Annotated in this window: 16 protein-coding genes; 3 read left to right on the plus strand and 13 right to left on the minus strand. The window is 41.2% G+C overall.

Annotated features, from left to right (window positions below; all coding sequences use genetic code 11):
* Nucleotide 1: 1 nt before the first annotated feature.
* The 3 genes from FNH22_RS00100 to FNH22_RS00110 form a co-directional block, all read right to left on the minus strand.
* On the minus strand, nucleotides 2-3121 hold the full coding sequence (locus FNH22_RS00100) for a SusC/RagA family TonB-linked outer membrane protein (RefSeq protein ID WP_143396251.1): 3120 nt from the start codon (nucleotides 3119-3121) through the stop codon (nucleotides 2-4).
* A 302-nt stretch (nucleotides 3122-3423) separates the two neighbouring features.
* Nucleotides 3424-4104 (minus strand): response regulator transcription factor, encoded by a 681-nt coding sequence (locus FNH22_RS00105; RefSeq protein ID WP_143396252.1) that lies wholly within the window; start codon nucleotides 4102-4104, stop codon nucleotides 3424-3426.
* A gap of 847 nt (nucleotides 4105-4951) precedes the next feature.
* Nucleotides 4952-5281, minus strand: a complete 330-nt coding sequence (locus FNH22_RS00110) for a PadR family transcriptional regulator (RefSeq protein ID WP_143396253.1) — start codon at nucleotides 5279-5281, stop codon at nucleotides 4952-4954.
* Nucleotides 5282-5605: 324 nt separating this feature from the next.
* Between FNH22_RS00110 and FNH22_RS00115 the strand changes: the two genes are divergently transcribed.
* The 3 genes from FNH22_RS00115 to FNH22_RS00125 all read left to right on the plus strand — a co-directional run bounded on the left by FNH22_RS00115 (nucleotide 5606) and on the right by FNH22_RS00125 (nucleotide 9958).
* Entirely contained in the window at nucleotides 5606-6901 is a 1296-nt protein-coding gene (locus FNH22_RS00115; protein ID WP_255517941.1) for an MFS transporter, read from the plus strand.
* 77 nt (nucleotides 6902-6978) lie between these two features.
* Nucleotides 6979-7593, plus strand: a complete 615-nt coding sequence (locus FNH22_RS00120; RefSeq protein WP_143396254.1) for a thioredoxin family protein — start codon at nucleotides 6979-6981, stop codon at nucleotides 7591-7593.
* A gap of 190 nt (nucleotides 7594-7783) precedes the next feature.
* Complete coding sequence (locus FNH22_RS00125) at nucleotides 7784-9958, plus strand: S9 family peptidase (protein WP_143396255.1); 2175 nt, start codon at nucleotides 7784-7786, stop codon at nucleotides 9956-9958.
* Nucleotides 9959-10022: 64 nt separating this feature from the next.
* On the opposite strand, the gene FNH22_RS00130 is transcribed toward FNH22_RS00125, so the two are convergent.
* From FNH22_RS00130 to FNH22_RS00175, 10 genes are all read right to left on the minus strand, one after another.
* Complete coding sequence (locus tag FNH22_RS00130) at nucleotides 10023-10841, minus strand: hypothetical protein (RefSeq protein WP_143396256.1); 819 nt, start codon at nucleotides 10839-10841, stop codon at nucleotides 10023-10025.
* Entirely contained in the window at nucleotides 10841-11872 is a 1032-nt protein-coding gene (locus tag FNH22_RS00135; RefSeq protein ID WP_143396257.1) for a Rieske 2Fe-2S domain-containing protein, read from the minus strand. Before FNH22_RS00135 ends, FNH22_RS00130 begins: the two co-directional genes overlap by 1 nt.
* Before the next feature lie 108 nt (nucleotides 11873-11980).
* Nucleotides 11981-12193: a hypothetical protein gene (locus FNH22_RS00140; RefSeq protein WP_143396258.1), complete on the minus strand. Its 213-nt coding sequence runs from the start codon at nucleotides 12191-12193 to the stop codon at nucleotides 11981-11983.
* Between the two features lie 204 nt (nucleotides 12194-12397).
* Nucleotides 12398-12991, minus strand: a complete 594-nt coding sequence (locus tag FNH22_RS00145; RefSeq protein ID WP_143396259.1) for a hypothetical protein — start codon at nucleotides 12989-12991, stop codon at nucleotides 12398-12400.
* A 150-nt stretch (nucleotides 12992-13141) separates the two neighbouring features.
* Nucleotides 13142-14236, minus strand: coding sequence for an adenylate/guanylate cyclase domain-containing protein (locus FNH22_RS00150; protein WP_143396260.1), 1095 nt, complete (start codon nucleotides 14234-14236; stop codon nucleotides 13142-13144).
* Between the two features lie 23 nt (nucleotides 14237-14259).
* Nucleotides 14260-14826: a TetR/AcrR family transcriptional regulator gene (locus FNH22_RS00155; RefSeq protein WP_143396261.1), complete on the minus strand. Its 567-nt coding sequence runs from the start codon at nucleotides 14824-14826 to the stop codon at nucleotides 14260-14262.
* Nucleotides 14827-14862: 36 nt separating this feature from the next.
* Entirely contained in the window at nucleotides 14863-15396 is a 534-nt protein-coding gene (locus FNH22_RS00160) for a YceI family protein (RefSeq protein ID WP_143396262.1), read from the minus strand.
* 29 nt (nucleotides 15397-15425) lie between these two features.
* A complete protein-coding gene (locus FNH22_RS00165; protein ID WP_185154012.1) occupies nucleotides 15426-15857 on the minus strand; it encodes a DUF2141 domain-containing protein in 432 nt (143 codons plus the stop codon).
* A 17-nt stretch (nucleotides 15858-15874) separates the two neighbouring features.
* Nucleotides 15875-17209: a TolC family protein gene (locus FNH22_RS00170; protein WP_143396264.1), complete on the minus strand. Its 1335-nt coding sequence runs from the start codon at nucleotides 17207-17209 to the stop codon at nucleotides 15875-15877.
* Nucleotides 17210-17216: 7 nt separating this feature from the next.
* Nucleotides 17217-20384, minus strand: a complete 3168-nt coding sequence (locus FNH22_RS00175) for an efflux RND transporter permease subunit (protein ID WP_143396265.1) — start codon at nucleotides 20382-20384, stop codon at nucleotides 17217-17219.
* Nucleotides 20385-20386 lie beyond the last annotated feature (2 nt).

Below are 20386 nucleotides of genomic sequence, written 5' to 3' on the forward strand. Positions count from 1 at the left end.
GTTAGAAGACGATATTGATACTGGCACCATAACTCCTGGTACTTGGCAAGTCAAACCTGCTAAAACCCTGTGCATTGCCCGATCCAAACGCACTGGTTTCAGGATCGATATCCGGCACATTGGTAAACAATAACAGGTTTCTTCCGGTAAGTGTGAATCGAGCCTGTTCTATGAAGGTACCTTCAAAAAAGCGTTTAGGTAAGTTGTAAGTCAGGTTAACAGATCTGAGTTTTACCCAATTATTCTCATACACATTGGCCTCTGTAATATTGCTCCATTGGTTCCAGAATGCAGCATTCTTTAAAATGGATATATCATTAGGTCTACTTGATCCATCTTCATTTACAATTACTCCGTCAAACACCACAGGTGTAGTACGATCATCTGTTTCATCTGCTCGTCCATAAAACTGCAGCAACTCGGTAGTTCCATTCATAATAAATCCACCTTGCCTGGTCTCAATAAGAAAATCCAATGTAAAATCCTTATAAGTCAGGGTGTTGCGAATTCCGCCGGTCCAATCGGGTTCTACGTGTCCAAGGTTACTTATTTCGCCCAATTGTGGAAAGCCATAAGTCGCGCTATTTGGATTACTGTCTACCTGTATGTTTCCATTGGTATCACGCAAGAAGGCCCCTCCTATGATAGATCCATATCTTTCTCCTATATCTGCCCGCACCTGGAATCCTGTAAATCCCCCAAGAAAAATATTGTCTACTCCGTCAATGATCTCGACCACCTCTGTTCTAATCCGCGACACATTGGCTGAAATGTCCCAGCTGAAGCTGCTCGTTTTTACAGGAGTAGCAGTCAGCAAGAATTCCCAGCCTTTACTGTCCAACTGTCCTACATTTTCTATCTTGTTGGTGAACCCTGTGGCATCGGAAACACTCACACTGATGATCTGATCTGTAGACTCTGTTTGAAAGTAATTCACATCAAGACCAATGCGATTGTTAAAAAAGCGTAAGTCTGCTCCTATTTCAAGAGAGGTTATCCTCTCCGGCTTAAGCAAAGGATTACCCAAATCATCAAATGCGGTAAAACCCTGTCGCCCCCCAAATGGGAAATTTAACCCGGCGTTCGCCTGAGTAAACCCATCGTCAGGAGCGGCTTGCTCAAATACCGGGGCCAGACTATATACCGGTGCATCGTTACCCACCTGTGCATAACTGGCACGGATCTTACCAAAGGAAAGAATGTCGCTTTCTAATAAAATTGCATCCGTAAATGCGAAAGCCGCATTAACAGAAGGGTAGAAAAAAGATCGTTCATCCACGGGAAGTGTAGATGACCAGTCATTTCTTCCTGTCACACCAAAAAACAACATGTTTTTATAGGCAAATTGAGCATCAAAATAAGCTCCGTGCAGTCTGCGCCTTCTGAGCAGTTCAATAGGTGCACCAGGTGTAGAGTTACTAATGTGAGGCGTATTCGGAAGCACCAGTTCCGTTCCTGTGGTAACATCTTGCTCAAGATCTCTCTGATTGATATTATGTCCTAAGAGAAGGTTCAAACTAAGATCTTTCGTAATATTCCGATTTATACCAAGAATAATATCTGTATTGATCTCCCTTCTGAAGACATTGTTGTTGGTGATATTACCGCCACCGCCATTAGCCGTACCTATATCTTTGAAATCTTTTCTTCTTTCTCTTGCATAATCACTCCCTGCTCTGGCTGTAATACTGATCCAATCCAATACCTGGTAGGTAACATCGGCACTGGCTATGATCCTGTCCACCTGGCTTTCTACAAACGTTCTATTTGCCGTCCAGAATGGATTATCAAAAGAGCCTCCTCTCCAGTTCACCTGGCTACCATCTTCGTTTTGAAATGGATAACCGCCCAGATCGAAAGAAACCGGTGCCTGATATAAAGCAAATATTGGATTATTTCCATCTTGCCCCGAAAAAGGCAGGTCCCCATCATTTTTGATATAGTTTAGTTTGAAAGAGGTTGAGATCTTGTCCGATACTTTAGTGGAGGCATTTAAACGAATGGAGAACCTGTTGTAATCCTGATTGGGAATATAGGATGATTGTAATGTTCTCCCTACAGAAAAATAATACGACCGTACGTCGTCACCGCCTGTTACGGATACATTGTTGATAAAGGTTTTCCCTGTTTCAAAAAAAGCATCCAAATTGTCAAAGGACCTTAACGGAAGCGTTTGCCCTAAAGCGTTCACATGGTCCTGCCCCTGGATAAGCGGGCCAAAAGATCTTGAGGTTCCATTGGCGTAGACACCATCCACTGATCCTTGTGCCCATCGGGTTTGGTAATCAGGAGTTCGAAGTACTTCGTCTGCCATAAAGGTGGATGAAAAGGTAACTCTGGCCCCTTTACCATCCCCTTGTTTGCCGGATTTGGTGGTGATCACAATAGCACCATTGGCTGCCCTTATTCCATAAAGCGCCGCCGCTGTAGCTCCTTTCAATACTGTAATGGTTTCGATATCAGCGGGGTTAATATCACCTGCTCTGTTAGGTGTCGCTGCACCGGCAGTAGTATTAGCATCCGTAAGATCGGTGTTACTGTCATCGGAGTTATTCATCGGAATCCCGTCTATGATGAATAAGGGTTGGTTATTACCGGTGAGTGAAGTAACCCCTCGCAGATTAACACGGGAAGATTGGCCAGGCGCACCACCAGTAGAAGTCACCTGAAGTCCGGCTACGCGGCCTGCAAGTGAGTTCACCATATTTGTGTTCCTACCACTTTCCAGGATATCACCTTCCACCTCTGAAACAGCATAACCCAAGGATTTCTGTTCTTTCTCTATTCCGAAAGCAGTAACTACCACTTCGCTTAGCTCGGTAATGTCGGGCGAAAGCCGAACATCAATAACACTCCTTGCAGCGATTTCTACTTCCTCCGAAGCAAAGCCTATAAAAGAGAAAACTAATACTCCCCCTGATTGGGGCACCTGTAACCTGTAATTACCCTCTACATCTGACACTGTCCCAGTAGATGTTCCTTTGAGAATTACATTGACTCCAGGTAATGAGGAGCCATCTGACACTGACGAAATCTTACCAGACACTGTTCTATCCTGTGCCTGAATGGCGAAAGAAATAACAGTGCATAGCAAGAAAAAAATTTGTACAATTTTTTTCATACTAAGTTTTATTTAGGTTTTACTTTACTCGAACTTAGGGTGAAAAGGGAATAGATTTTACCCCATAAAATGGGGTTTAGTTGATAGGAAAGCTGGTAAACAAATCCCCATTTTCGGGGATATAAAGTCTGTTTTTAAACGGAAAACTACCAAGTATTTGGGAGGATATCACTAATTCGAGTGTTAGACATTGTACCTTTCGAATAACTCTTTTTAATTTTACTGACGTATTAGCAAGTTACTCAGTGCTTAAAAAAATAAAAGTAGCAGTGAATAATATAACGTAATCAAAAACGGGCCCTTTAAGTAAAAACTTTATTCACAAGATTCATGTCCACAGCCTTTTGAATGGCCTTCTGTTTCCCTTTTACGTTTAATTTGACATAGATATTTTTCAGGTGTGACTTAACGGTTTCAAAGCCTACATTCAATTCATCAGCTATGGCCTTATAAGACTTACCGTAAACCAATTTGCTAAGTACTTCTATTTCTCTATTGGTCAGGTCACTGTTTGACTTTATCTTAAAGTTGGATACAAAGCATTCAAGTAACGGTTCATCCAGATATGGCCTGTTCTGATCTACATTTTGAAGACAATCCATCACAGCAGGCAAGCCTGAAGATTGGTCTACGATGTTAGCCACTCCATAGGATAGGAACTGTATCAGGTCAGAGAAAGAATAGTTTTTAACTACCAACATAAACCGCGTTCTCTTACATGTGCTTATTACCTGCAGGACTTGTTTGACTGTGACAGTATCATGTGTGTTCAGGGCTACTATGACCTGTACTATCACTTCCCGTTCAATGATGTCAATTATTTTCTTTTCTACGACCTGGTTTTGAATGTCTACCACATTGTAGCTTCCTAGGGACATAATAACTACTGCCAGGGCTTTTCCATAAGTTTCATCATTGGAAATAATAAGGATTCTCTTGTTTCTATCGAATGCTTTGTAAAGTGATGTATTAGGGGATGACATTTAATGATTAGAAGGTTTAAATAACTATTAAAATGACTGGATCATACGTGTTTTATTAAATTCTCCTATAGTCATGAATCAAACGATTTTTTTTGTTAATTAGTTTTCTAATTGAAAATTAAATATATCAAACTTACCTGAATTTACGTGACGCATCACTCCATTTATCTCCTCCTAATCATCATTCCAATCTTCCACTCTATGATATCAGCGTGGATCATATTCAATAGATGAATTGTAATTTTTTGATAATAAGATTGTTAAATAGAAAAATCAATTTTATAAGCAAATCTCCACCGTCACAGCTTTAACTGAATTTTGAAACTGGTCTTTTCAATAAAATTATTCCCGGATATCAGAGATTGAATAAACAAAATTTATTTAATCTCTAATACAAAATAAAATAATACAGGATTAGAATTCCCTAATTGCGGGACTTAACCGAACATCCATTTTGATCTTTTTGGGAAAGAGCATCGTCTGTCACAGGTAACGGATACCAGTGACTGAAAGCTGGTAAATGAGGCAAAAACCAGTGGTAGAGGGAATGTTTACCACTCCAAAGGATACGTAGGTTCGAGTGGCAACCCGATCATGATCATGTAGGGTGAATAGGGATGAAAACGAAACTAAAACCTCAAAGCTCTGTATGCAGTACTTATTCTGAAATTTGTACCATCTGCAAACGTAATTTGATATGTCCTGTTTCATCCAAATTGAGCACTTTCTCTATCACTTCTATTTTCAAAGAAGGTTTATTAAGGTATTATTTGATTCATAGCTGCCCTTCTATCATCAATTTTAGCTGGTACAATAGAATGATTTGAATGAAACATGATGCGAAGCTTTAAGGAGAAATCACAATGCGTGCCGCCGATATCTTCATCCACATAGCGTTTCGGGCTATTTGGATGGCCTGTATCACCGAAAACCCGGTGGCAGATAACGAATACATCCTTTTACTGCGTCCACCACGCTTTTTATTGCTACCTCCTAATGTCGAGGTTAAGAACCCACGTTTATTAAGTCGATAGAGAATGGTATGGATCGTACCTAAGGCAAGGGTGCTGCCAAATTCAGATTTGACCTCGTTTTTTATAGCAAAGGCATATGCCTCAGGTTGGAGTACAGCTATCGCCAGGAGAATCCACTCTTCTTCAGTTGTTAAAGATTCCATCAAAGAATTTTCCTTATTCAGCCCCGGGTAAATCTAGTTTTTTTTTCTGTGCAAAAAAAGTAGTATTAAAAATCATAAAATCTTGCTAAGTAGTAGTTTATTATTCCTTTTGATTTAGAAGGAGTCTTTTTAAAGGTATAACTTCCTTGTCATTTTTTGTGACATGAATAGAGTGGTTTACCTCTGGACCTTCCTTATTCAAAACCCAGAAGTTTTTAAAGTACTTAAAACTATTAATTACTTCATAAAACGTGACTAGAGGATCAACGATTATTTCTTAATTTCAGGAAATCATATACCTCACTTTTAACTCCGTCCGATACATTGAAAACTACCGCTGTCAAACCTATTTCATTACTGCCTGTGCTTTCAGTAAACTTTATTGGAATGCTGGGTTACAGTATTATCATGCCTTTTTTGGTATTTTTAGTAAATCGATTCGGGGGCAATGAGTTTGTGTATGGTGTCTTAGGCTCAATTTATCCTGCATTTCAATTTGTTGGGGCTCCCATACTGGGCAGGTGGTCTGATACTTTTGGAAGAAGAAAAATACTCTTGTTAAGCCAGATTGGTACACTTTTGGCCTGGTTTGTTTTCCTAACCGCCTTATACCTGCCTGTGGATGAACTCTTCGAAGTGGAATCTTCTTCCATTGGTGCTTTCGAAGTAACTATTCCATTGTTGTTTTTATTTTTGGCAAGGGCATTGGATGGACTTACCGGAGGCAATGTATCCGTAGCCAATGCGTATTTATCTGATATCTCAAATGACGATAACCGTAAGGCCAATTTTGGCAAAATGGCCATGTCATCAAGCCTCGGATTCATTATAGGTCCTTCTTTGGCCGGGTTATTAGGAGCAACAGAGTACGGTGAAACTATACCTGTACTTGCAGCTATATTAATTTCGACGATAGCGGTCTACCTGATATGGTTTCGGCTACCGGAATCCAACACACATCTGGTAGAGCCACAGGCTCGTTTCAGTTTAAAAAGAGTATTCAGTTTTGAACATAAAGAATGCTATAAAATGCAGAAGTGCAAGGACACCAGCTTTAAAAGTATACTGGCCATCCCACATGTATTTTTCATGTTAGTCATTTATTTTCTTACCTTCCTTGCTTTCAGCTTCTTTTATGGTTCATTCCCCATGCACGCGTTAAAACATTTGGCATGGAACTCGCTGGAGCTAGGGATTTTCTTTTCTTTCCTAAGCGGCCTCATGATATTGGTACAAGGCCCCCTGTTGAGCTACCTCTCTAAAAGAATTTCAGATGCGCGACTGGTCGTTTTTGGCAGCTTAATGTTGGTATTAAATTTTTCCGTTATGGCTAACGGAAATGAGTTGGTATTATACCTGGCGGCTGTATTATTCGCCCTGGGAAATGGCCTCATGTGGCCCTCGTTCCTATCTATTTTATCAAAACTAGGTGGCGAAAACCAACAAGGGTCTGTACAGGGTGTAGCCAACAGCTCAGGAAGTCTTGCAAGTATTCTAGGTCTTATATTTGGCGGATACCTTTATGGTATAATAGGCTCAGCCACGTTCTATATGGCTGCAGGCATCCTATTACTTGTCTTCATATTATCATTCCGCATGTTCAGAATGTCTGACCTCTGACCTCTTTACATATTTTATTAATTTTCAGAATTTATTCTTCTGCCATCGGTGTTGGTAATAGTAGTAAACTTAAGAACATGAATAACGATATGACCAGTCCTCAAGCCGTAGAACTCAACACATATGTTGAGAACGGCATCAGCTTTGAACAGTACATGGCAACACTTTCTGACCTAACAGAACGGGTAAAATCCGGTGACGAAGAAGGCATTGTAAATCCACAGTATTTTCCTATCAACTTCCAACGGCTTAAGAGAGGAATTAAGCAGACTCAGTTGAGCCCTGCACTATTAGAAGCCATTAATCGTATCTCATCACCAATTAGCTGGTTAGTAATTACTGAGTTTTGGTGCGGTGATGCGGCACAATCTACTGCGTTGTTTCATCATATATCTGAAGCATCCAAAGGAAAGATCCGTTTAACGCTAGTTTTCCGTGATGAAAACCCGGAGTTAATAGATGCTTTTCTTACCAATGGCGCAAAAGCTATTCCTAAAGTGATCCAGCTCGATGAAAACCAGCAGGTACTCAACACCTGGGGACCAAGACCGGTACCTGCACAGAAACTCGTCAAAGACCTTCTGGCCAAAGGTGAAAGTTACAATGACGACTTACATAAATGGTATGCACAGGATAAAGGTCAATCCCTTCAAAAAGAGATCACTGAACTGCTGCTTTCTGCTGCTTCCTAGTGTTGTAAACCAGCACTGTCCATCAATATACAGCAACCTATATAAAGGCAAATCACCTTAATGTGGTTGCTGTCATTGTTTTAGGCCGTAAATAATTCTGAAATACATCTTTGTTTATCATTTTATAAGCGGCCCTTTTTTTTATCTGCCATTCCTTATTTTAGCGCACTAATCCGAATCTCATATACTTATGAAATACATCATTATATTACTGTGCAGTCTGATTGCCTTCTCTTCCCAGGCACAGCAAAAAATTACCATCGCAGACATTTATGAAAAGGGCACTTTTCGACAGAAATCTGTGCGTGGCATCAACTGGATGAACGACGGACGCTATTATAGCACCCAGGTTGAAAACGACATTATTAAGTATGATGTCACCAGTGGTCAACAAGTAGAAATTCTGTTGGATGGCAGTGCGTTACAACCTGCTATTGACTTTGTAAGGTATAGTTTCAGCAGTGATGAAAGCCAGTTGCTGCTAATGACTGAACGTGAACCTATCTATCGCAGGTCATACCGGGCAGAGTTTTATATCTATGATATGGGAAATAAATCACTCAAGAAATTATCTGATAAAGGAAAGCAAAGTTATGCGACTCTATCACCTGACGGAACCAAGGTAGCTTTTACCAGAGAAAACAATCTATTTTATGTGAATTTATCGGACATGTCCGAAGTACAGGTCACTGATAACGGTAAGTTCAATCATATTATTAACGGTAGTACCGACTGGGTATATGAGGAAGAGTTATCCTTCACCCGCGCCTTCGAATGGAGTGGTGACAGTAAGACACTGTTTTACCTGACATTCGACGAAAGTAATGTGAAAGAATACAATATGCAGGTATGGAATAATGGGCAGCTATATCCACAGGATTATCGATTTAAATACCCAAAGGCTGGTGAAGCTAACTCAGAGATCAGCGCTACGGTTTATGACCTCACATCTTCAAAAAAAACATCCGTTGACCTGGGCAGCGATCAGGAGTACTACATTGCCCGCATCAGGCGCACAATGTCTCCTACTGAATTTTCTCTGGTACGCCTGAATCGTCTTCAAAACCAGCTGGACATCCTACATGTAGCCAGCACCACAGGCAAGGTGGATATCATTCTAACAGAAAAAAACCAACGGTACATTGACATAGATTTCATTGATGAGTTAGTATATCTTAAAAATGGAAAACACTTTATACATGCCAGTGAACGAAGCGGTTATAAGCACCTTTATCTCTATGGTACAGATGGTACGTTGGTCAATCCAATAACTTCGGGTAATTGGGAGGTTTCATCGGTGGTGGGAGTAGATCAGACAAGCAAAAGGGCTAAGGTATATTTTACTTCTACTGAGAAATCACCTCTTGAAAGACAGCTATATGCAGTGGATATAAATGGCAAAAACAAGAAATTATTACGGGGCGAAACGGGTTGGCACAGTACTACTATGGGAGGCGATTTCAAGTATTATATTGATAGTTACAGCAATCCTTCACAGCCTCTGAAAGTCAGTCTGTACGAGACTAAACAAAATAAGCTTGTCAAAGTGTTAGAAGATAATGCTGCGCTTGAAGCTACCACAAAGTCGTATAGTATTACGTCTAAAGAGTTTTTCACTTTCAAAAACAAAGGAGGAGTTGAACTTAACGGCTACATGGTCAAACCTGCTGATTTTAGCGAAACAAAAAAATACCCTGTTTTGGTCTTTCAATACAGCGGTCCCGGTTCGCAGCAGGTACAAATGAATTATGGTGGCAGTCCTAATAATTACTGGCATCAAATGTTAGCTCAAAAGGGATACATCGTTGCTGTTATTGACCCCAGAGGTACAGGAGCAAGAGGTGAGGAATTTAAGAAAATGACCTATAAACAGCTCGGTAAGTATGAGTCGGAAGATCACATTGACGGCGCCAAATACTTATGCAGCCTTCCTTACATAGATCCATCCAGAATTGGTATATGGGGGTGGAGCTATGGCGGTTACATGTCATCACTTGCCATGTTTAAGGGGGAGGGATTATTCAAAGCAGCCATTGCCGTGGCCCCGGTAACAAATTGGCGATTTTATGACACCATTTACACAGAACGCTACATGGCTAAGCCACAGGACAACGCCTCAGGATATGATGACAATTCTCCGGTAAGTCATTCTCAAAAATTGAAAGGTAATTTCCTGCTGATCCATGGAACGGGAGATGATAATGTACATTTCCAAAATGCCGTTACGCTACAAAACAAGCTAATTGCCGAAGGTAAACAGTTCGACTCCTTCTATTATCCAGACCGCACTCACTCTATCTACAGAAGTGGCGCGCGACCACACCTGTTCAATATGATGACGGAATGGATATTAGAAAACCTATAAACAGTATTTAACAGATGAGAGGTGTTCAGACAACAGGTTCTGTCACCTCTTTATTTAATCCAGGTTAAAAACAGTAAGCAAAACTATTATCCAGTTTTATTAGAACAGATGTTTGTAACTCACCAGGACTAATTTTAATTACGTTCCAATCGTCAACTTGCTGCACATCACCTGAAAGGCTTACAGGAATACCAACATAAGCCAGGACTTCTTTATTAACCGAATGGCCTTGCTGATCCACTAAGAAATAGTAATCACTAAATTCGCCATGCTCACCAACCGCCAATACAGGGGGTATACCTCCCGAAATACATCGGATGGCACAACTCTTATGGATCTTACCATAAGCCGGATTCATTACCCCAAAGAAACATTTAGGATCAATGATCTCGCCGATGACAGTCTTTGTTCCCTTATTGTTTATTATTCGTTCCGGTAAATGGTCCATAGTATTAACCTCAATGATACTCCCATTGCCTTCCGTTAATTCCATCCACATTCTGTCCCTGTATTGTATGATGGTGCCTCTGAGTTTCACTTTTAACTTCTCCAAAGGTGTATCTCCTGCTTCAGACCTTATTCTATCTAGAACCGGTAAGGCATCAAACTTACCAAAACCCACTAATGGTACTGTTACTGTTTGATCGTCTATGCTGGTTTTCAAACCAAAAACCGGGTATTCCACCAAAGTCCCCTCCAGTTCAGTAAGGTTCCCGAAATCGAAAGTACTCTCAATGAAAGGACGTTCGATAAACAGGTAGGTAATACCAAAAATGATCGCCACAATAAGTGTGATGATGAAAAACCCTTTCCTTGAGCTTTTGAAGCTCGAGGGTGCATGCTCTTGCCAGCCTATATAAAATTCATTTTCCTGTTCCATCATTACGCTATCTCAATGGGTGCAACCGCCGTTCCTTCAGGGAATGGCCTTGGGTCTATCCAGACTTCATCCCCATCCAGTTTAAGCTGGTAGGTTTCTACCTTTTCCGTGAATGGTGGCGGTGATTGACCATTCTCGGGTAAGTATTGATATCCATGCCAGGGGCAAGTGATACAGCCATCAACTATCTTACCTTCACCCAGAGGTCCTCCCTGGTGGCGACAAAAATTATTAACTGCAGAAAGCTTTCCATCGTATTTAAAAATAGCTACACGCTCACCACTGACTGTTATTATCTTAGCCCTGTTTTCCTTTATCTCACTCACCATACAGGCCTTAACAAAATCTGCACCTGTGCCATCTATCGGCATATCGACCGTTTTTTCTCTAAAGGCAGCAATTAAATGAAAGCTTGCTACCGTTATAAAGCCTATCAATATACTACCAAAAAACACGGGCGAACTTTCGTTTTGTACAGCGCCTAATACTACATGCAGCAGTATCAAAGCATAGGCTATGTAAACCATCATGTGTAACGCTTTCCACAGTTTAGGCCCCAGGTTCTTCAGCCAAAAATCATGGCTGGTAACTGCCATTAAAGCCAGGACGACCAACGCCGTAAAACCCAGTACCTGGAAAGGAAAATGGATTAGTGAATCATAACGAAGGTTAGAAAGAAATACCGATTTCACAGGATTTATATCTCCCAACGAATGAAAATTCATAATACTAAAAGCACCATGGATCAAAGCCATCAAGAACATGGTTACACCCAGGTGACGGCGATTATATAAGATAATCAGGAATTTATTATTTAACCTAGCTAATGGCCCTGTAATCAAGATGACATGCAATAGTAAAAAAGCAAGCAGCCCAAAATTTCTGATCAGAATAGTCTCAAATGTGGCATTGGGATGTAATACAATATGTCCAATAAAAAACAGTAAAGTAAACCCAAGTACAAAAGCCAGAATACCCATGTCGTAGGCTTTTTTCTGTTTGTTCCACAATATGGAGGTGTAAGATACGCTCATAATGCAGTGGCTTCAAATCCAGGTATACTGAAGTAGGCATAAAGTAGTAAGGGGATGACAATGATCGTAATCACCATCCACCACCAAAAATGTCGCTTTCTAAGTCTTCTATTCATGATTTTTAGCCATCAATTTCCAGGTCAACACCGGCCATAGCAGTATGCTTCCCGGTACTAAAATGAGTTTAAAGTGCCAGGGTGTGCCTTGAGCACCTACATCCAGCTTCTTTACTCCTACGGTCACAAACCAAAAAGCAAAAAGCAACCCTATGAACATGTATACCCCCAAAGCATCTATCAGTATCGAAATCGACTGTTCCATATGTATTAAGGCATTAAGAATTAAGCATATACTTACCATAATAACTAAACTTGCGGGATTTTCAAATTCAACCTGCTTGTCAACTGGTTGATCCTATCCATACAGCTACTACTAATGTTGATTTCATTTAATAATGTACCTGGGTTTTACAGCGATAAATATTAACTCAAAAAGCTATTTACTAGTATCATTTTAAATGCTTCACTAATAGTTTTTTGGTCCAAATAATAAATGATGATTATCTCTCACTGTTTCCAAGCCAAATCCTCCAACTTTTACGTTGAGCATTTTTAATAAGTCCATAGGGTCTGCATAAACAATATCACCAGTGTTTATTTCAGGGTTTACAGATAAACTTGTTGGGAGATTAGTATTGGCAAATGTCTCCCCTCCACGGCCACCACTTGAATTACTGGCTCTGCTGATATGTAGTAATCGGACAAATTTATAACCTAAAGCACGAGCAAGCTTTCGGTTCATGATATGATCCACTACGTACGCCTGATCTTCAATAAGTTTTTCAAAAACAGACTGATATAGTTTTCGATAGTTTCTGTAGTCTATATCAACCCAGAGTTGTGTAGAGTAGTTTAACAAGAAGCTTCTTTTATGCTTCCAAACCTCTAACTCATTGGGACCTTCTAAAGGTAAAAACGAAACCAGAAAGGCTGCATTATTTTTAAACACCTTATCAATTGTACCTACGAATTTTTGTATAGAGGCTTTTGATTTAGCTCCTATTGGAATGATCAACGAATTATGTAACCCAAAAGTGACTCCCCTGGTATCAATAAGCATAGATGATCTGGTTACGATAGGCTAAAAGCTAGTTGGTCATATAAATAAAGTAAATGTTATTAAATAGTGGTGTAACACCCACGACAGACGGCATTAAAAATTGAAAGGAAATAAAAATAAGTTTATTCCTAAAGTCGTCAAAGCTTTGGATTAAGCCACCATGGCAGACTGCTCTACGCAGAAAACGGCTGTAGTATCATTTTTACCTCGTAACACCAGGTCTGAAACAAATTTCACTGAAAGGTTTTTGTCCTTTTCCAATGGCGCTAATAACGCATTAGTAGTGAGTAGTTTCTTCTTCATCTTACTACACAATTCCAGGATACGAGAACCTGTATTCAGCACATCTCCATGATATGCAAGCTCCTTTCTGCGAACACCTAGTTCGGTAACCACCACTAAACCAGCATTTACAGAGGCTTTGAATGTTGGAAACACACCAAATTTGCTTTCAAAATCTTCACGACTTTCCTGTAATAACTTTTCAAATGCAAAAAACAAAAATACCGGCCTGGTCTTATCTTTTAGCTCATTCATATTCCATGTTACTACAGCTTCATCCCCTACATACTGGTATATCTCAGCATCATACCCTGGAAGTAAAGAAGCCAGGTCGCTAAAACAGCGATTTAAAAAGCGACTGTATTTCGTATGACCTAGCTGTTCCGCAATTTTTGTAGAACCATTTAAGTCAATGAACATAAAAATACGGTTTTCCTCTACCGGTTCCTGATACTTGCCTATGAAGTAATTCAGTAATATTCCATGACCAAAGCGATTTCCCATGGCCCTTAAAAAATTGATGGCCAGCCCAAGAAGCATAAGGTAGACAAAAAGGGTTTGAAAAAGAGCACTTGCCAAAAACTGCCGTGTTTCCATCCACGAGTTTTCCAATGACTGATGTAAGAAGACAAGGTCTGTCACGGTATGCACCACTATAAGGCTTAAAATGATAATGATGGAAAAGATAATCACCCTGACGATTATCTTCATATGTGGTGATCTACGCACAGGCATTTTTGGTAAAATCCTAAATTCCAGCATACTCAGCAGCCAACCTATCAACAAACCGGACAAAGTAGGTGTAGACCAGTGGAACGGTGTGCTATCGGTACCAACACGCATTCCAATTTCCTCCAAACCTGTCATTTTGAGGTATACAAAAAAGTTAGCCCCTAGTGCGAACCCTGCAATAAGCAGGGCCGCATCTACCTGTTTAGGAAATTTTTTGATCAGTTTGTGCATAACATAGTTAAACCTGACTGGCTCTAAAGTCTACTTATCTCTGTATCTCCTTCAAACCATCCAAACAAGTAGAAGGGTATTACTTCACCATTAAAATCTTTTTCAGAAATAGTTTCAAAATGGTTTGAAGCACACTTCAACAAGAATTTTATAAATGACCTGATGATCATTTCACATTGATCACGGTTGTGCGAAGCATAAGTTGTGGACAAGAAAAACGCCACCCTATTAACCGCCTGGCCCACTTCATACTTTAGTGTTTGATGAGCCAATAACTGCTGATTAAACTTACCTCCTCCTTCAAAAACCCTACGAGAAATCAATCGCAGGCTACAATCCAATTGGTCCATTTTGGACATAGGTATTCCAGAGATGGTTTCCAGGTCGTCCATGACAACATCCACTTCCAGGCGAAGGGCTTTCTCCAGGATATATTCTTTGCTACTAAATAGGTGATAGATCGTTTTCTTTGAAATTCCAGCTCTACTGGCAATACTATCTATGGTGGTACCCTCCACTCCGACCTGTTGTAGTTCATCGAGGGCTATGTATAAGATGTTTTCTTTTTTAAGTTCAATTTCACTTTTCATCGCGATACTAAATTGGGAGTTGGTTACAAACGGACTTCATTTACCTACCGGAATTTTAAGTGTTATGTCAAATTCATCCCCTACCATAAAGCCGAACAAAGGGCCTGTAATTTCAAAATCTTCCCGATCTATTTTGAAATTTCCCTCAAATAAACCTCCGGTTTCATTAGCCTTAAAAACAAAGGGAATGGTGACCTCCTTTCGAACACCATGCATATCCAGCGTGCCTTTGACTTCATATCCTGATCCGACTTTCTTAAAATGTTGTGATTTAAAGCTTATCTCAGGGTATTTCCTCACATCAAACCAGCTGCTTCCACGGGCATGCTTGTCTTTTGTTTTATTACCGGTAGAAATAGTGCTGGCATCAACAGATACATCAAAACTTGATTGATCAGGAAGTTCCGGATCAAAAACAATAGTGCCGGTCAATCCTCTGAAGGTCCCATTAGCGCCTGATCCGGAAAACTTAATGGAATATTCCTCATTAATCGTCCACTCTACAGCAACAAACGCCTTTAATGAAGCCACGACAAACAAAAACAAAATGCTTATGAGTATATTTTTCATAATTGGTCCAATGGTTATCAGTTTTGTAGCTAATTCAAAAAATTCATGATCAATACTACTTTCTTCTCATGAGCGGTAAGGTGAAAGCTGGCTTTGTCAAACGAAGGTTTACCCAACCGGCTATGCTTTGAAGCTCCTATCCGCTCTCTGGGAAATCCCATAAAATTTTTGTCCATCTCACCATTATCATTTTCATCATGGTAAATCGACACCGCATAAATACCATACGGCAAGTCCATAAACCTGTAAACAATAGTGCCCTTGGTTGCCTTTACTTTTCCCAGCTGATAAACCTTATCCTCCTGAGAGGGAAAGCCTTCCTGATCATTGAATAACATCAGTATTATATTCCCTTTACTACTTCCGATGTCATTTACCGTAACTTCTATGGTTCCCTGTGCCCTAGTATTGAACGTAACAATTGTCAACATGATTACACTTAGAAAGATTATCTTCTTCATTTTCATACTATTTCGTGCTAATTATCACTTCGTTTTGGGGACAGCCTTCCGGTTAGTTGAAGTAATGCCACCTCGGACTGCTTTACATTATAGGTCAAATCATTTATTCGGTTTCTTGCTGAAGAAAGGTTGAGCTGCGCTGTACGAAGGTCTGTAGCGTCTACCTGGCCTAAACTATGATCCTCTTTCACTTTTTCAAAGTTCTGTTCATAGGTGCGTAGGTTAGCCTTTTCTATTCTAAGTTGCTGTTGGTTATTAGCATATTGCGCATAGGCATTTCGGAGATCTTTTTCCAGGCTAAGGTTAACACTTCCAAGCCTGGTTTTCTCCTTTTTAAGCCGGATCTGTGCATTTTGCCGTTGAATTTTGTTTGCTCCACCGGTGAATAAAGGATAACTCAGACTAATCCCCACACCAGGTCCGTAAACTTGATTGCTTTGCAGAAAACTGGCATCGTCTTCGGAATCCAGATAGGTATAATTCGTATAACCACTGATATTGGGAAACCATGTGGCTTCGCTGATCTTTACCTCGTAGGTGGCATTGTGGATACCTAACTCGGAAAGGTTCAATTGTGTATTACGCATTTTCATCTCATTTTCCAGCTTAGCATAATCCAGTTCATCGCTAAGCAGGATGTCTTCCTGCACCGTGAATATTTGGTCTGCAGGCTGACCCATGATCAGATTCAGGTTCCTGCGACTATTTTCATAGGACAATATGACATTGCGGTAATTAGCACTGTCAGTCTTAAGGTCAACCTCGGCCTGCAATTGCCTTACGGAGTTAGCCGCGCCAAACGTGGCATCTATTTTCACTCGCTGCCAACGATCAAAAGACAATGCGATATTATCCAGGTCTATGCCCAGGCGTGATTGCAGGCGAGCTACTTCAAGGTAAGTAGAAACTGTGGAAGATATCGTTTGCTCGATCACTGCGGTGAGTTGTAATTCACTGGTTTGATAGGTATTCTCCAATTGTTTATATCTATACCTTCCGCTGAAACCATTAAAAATGGGAATACTCAGTTGTGGCTGTATGGTCAGTTCACGTGAGCTACCGCTCAGTTCCAACGGAGGGTTTTCACCAGCTTCCGGGGAAATATTCAATGTTTGTATCTCTGCGTCGGAATAACCGAGTTCATAGTTCATCTGGTGTTCGAGCCGTGGCATTTGGCCTGAAACGGCACGCGAAACATTATTCTCACTGATCTCTATATTGTATTTTTCCAGCTTGATGTCATAGTTATTCTCCAGCGCTTTATCAATAGCCTGCTCTAATGTCAACATTTCCTGTGCTATGAGGCTGTATGATAAAGTGGACAACACCAGGTAAGCAATTATCTTATTCATATCCTTTTTATTTATCTATCAAATACTTCAATTTTCTGACGGCAGGTTCAACTTCCGCAGATGAAAATGCTTGTCGCCTAAGCTGATTATACCACAGCAGCCTGAGTTTATTTGTCACCATCAGGATCACCGGTAGCAATACCAGCACATTGAATATTCCAAAGCCCAAACCATACGCTATAGCAATGGCGGGGCCTTTTAAAAATTGTGCGCTCAGGCTGCTGGAAAAGATCAGTGGCCCGAGGCCGGCTATGGTGGTAATGGATGTCAATAGAATAGGCCGGAACCTGGATCGGGCCGTTTCTCTCATCGCTTCTCCAAAATCGGCCCCTTCTTTGAGCAGGTCGTTGAGTGTAGAAATAAATACAAGCGCATTATTTACAAATACACCTATTAAAGCAATGGTACCAATCAACGAGAAGATACTCAATGCTATACCATGTATCCAGTGCCCTGCGATAACGCCGATCAGGGCGAAAGGGAATAATACAAACACTAAAAACGCCTGTGAAAAAGAGTTGCAATTGATCACGATCAATGCCAGTATAAAAAGGAGTATAATAGGGCCTACAAAAGAGATAGCGCCGATCAGTTTGAATGACATTCTATTCTGCCCTTCCACTGAGTAGGTGACAGAAGGGTACTTTTTAATGATCTCAGCCAGTGCGTTGGCTTCGACTGCCGCTATGGCCTTTGGCGCAGAAGCGTCGATACTGGCCACGTTGGCTTCAACCCTGATCTCCCGTTGCCCGTCCAGGTGATTGATGGTGAGGTTACCTACTCCTTCTTCAATGTAAGCGACATCGCGTAAAGGATACTCGTTCCCCTCATGGGTGCGAATACGCATGTCCAAAAGCTGCTCGGGTGAATTACGGCCTTCCAGCGGATACCTTATCCAGACCTCTACTTCCTCATCCTCTCTTTGCAGGCTTTGCGCTTCCATACCAAAAAAGCCGGAACGCACCTGTGCCATTACATAAGCGAGGTTCAGCCCTAAAAGCTCTGCCTGTGGTTTCAATTTTATTCGCAGCTCCCGGATACCTTGCATATCATTGTCAGAAACGTCTTTTACTTCTGCCATTTGCTGCATACTTTCTTTTAACTCATTTTTAGCTTTTCTGAGCTCTTCCAGGTCTTTACTTTTAAGAGCAAAAGCCACCGGAAGACCGAACAAGGAAGAGGTAGCCCCCAGCCCGTAGATCAAACGTGTAGCTTCCGGAATAGCAGGCGACGCCTCCCGGATATCCCGGCTTAGCTGAAAAGAGCTGATCCCCCGTTGTTCCCCTTCCAAAAAAGTTACCTTAAGTTCTCCCTGGTTGTCCAGCGGGCCGGTGATCTGTTCTACGAATCTCACTACCTGTTTACCATCAGCCCTTCTGGCAGAATAATCCTCATTCACTTTCCAAACCGCTTCTTCTATGCTTGCTAACTTGCTCTTTGTAATTTCGTATGAGGTGCCTGGCGGCAATTCCATTTCGATGAATATCGCATCATCATCCAGGTTGGGAAAGAAGGTGAAATTCACAATTCCTGAACCTACCAGGCCTATCGAGCCCACCAAAAGGCCAATGAATATAAGAGTGGTTAACCCATTGAGGTACCCTTTTCCTAAAACATTTGTCTCAAAAAATGGCATATAAATATGGGTCCGTAACCAGTCCATGGACCTGGTAAACCATCGTTCTATCCTGGTAAGTCTGATATTTTTTTTCAACCCTCTGGAATGTGCCAGATGTGCCGGGAGCACAAAGAAACTCTCGATAAGTGCTACAAAAAGTACGGCAATGACGACAAAAGCGATTTCGCCAAAGAATTCACCGGCCTGTGTAGGCAGGAATAAAAACAGCGAGAAAGCGACTGCTGTAGTGGTCAATGAGATCATAACCGGGGTAACCATTTCCAGGGTACCGTCCAACGCCGCTTTCAAAGGATTTTTCCCTTTCTCCTTTGCATGTTGATAAATATTTTCTCCAATGACAACGCCATCATCCACCAATATACCGAGCACCAGGATAAAGCCGAACAGAGAGACCACATTGATCGTAGCATCGTAAATATCGATCATGACAAACATACCAATGATGGCCACGGGGATTTTGAAAGCTACCCACCAGGCCAGGTACCTGTCCAAAAACAACGCCAACACCACTAATACCAATACTACCCCTACAATTCCATTGTCGATCATTGCCTTCAGGCGGCTTTGCAGGTTAACGGTGCCATCTTCCAGTATTTGTAATTCGAGCCCATCATGTGTAGCGTTGAATTTTTCAAGATAGCCACGAACGAATTCGGCATTTTCAAGAATATCTTCCGAGGCCAGGGAATAGGTATCAATCACTACTACCCGCTCATTTTGAAGGTAACGCTGGTTAGGAGAATCTTCCAGCCGGTCCTTGATATCTGCCACATCCCTGAGATATACCACCTTGCCATCGGGATCAGCCCTGACTACAATGTTATTGAGGTCCTTCCCAAAGTAGCCTTTATTTCCGGCTTTGATGTTGATATTTTCCAGCCCGGTTTCAATACTCCCGCCAAACGTTTCCAGGTTTGAATTAGCAATAGCGCTTCTGACATGATCAATGGTGAGTTGATAAGCACGAAGATCATTTTCACGTACCCGAATTTCGATCTCTTCATCCGGCACTCCTTTTACAAACACTTGTGAAAGCCCTTCATGAAGGAGTAATTCATCTTTAATGGACTCTGCATAATCTTTCCTGGTTTGCAGAGGTACGTCCCCGGATAGCGCCATACTCAGCGTCATATCCAGTGGGTCCCTTTTACTGATACTGGCCTGTTCTATTCCATCAGGAAAACTATTGATCTTGTCTACTGCATTTTTAACTTCTATCAACAGTTGATTGGCATCTGCCTCCTCTTCAAGCTCCACCTCTATGGTCGCCAGGTTTTCTTTCGACGAAGAAGTGACCCTGTCTATACCTTCAATCCCTTCCAGGTTATCCTCCACTTTTAAGGTCACTCCCTCTTCTACTTCACTCGGAGTAGCACCGGGAAACGGGATAGTGATATCAATAAACCTGACTTTTTGTTTCGGAAAGCTGGTATTCTGGGTTTCTATAAGCTTGAGCAAGCCTACGGTAACAATCAACAATACACCCAGGTTCACCAGTGTGGGGTGTTGTATACAGTATTTGATGGCTCCTTTCATAA

Source organism: Fulvivirga sp. M361, assembly GCF_007097395.1.
Taxonomy (GTDB): Bacteria; Bacteroidota; Bacteroidia; order Cytophagales; family Cyclobacteriaceae; genus Fulvivirga.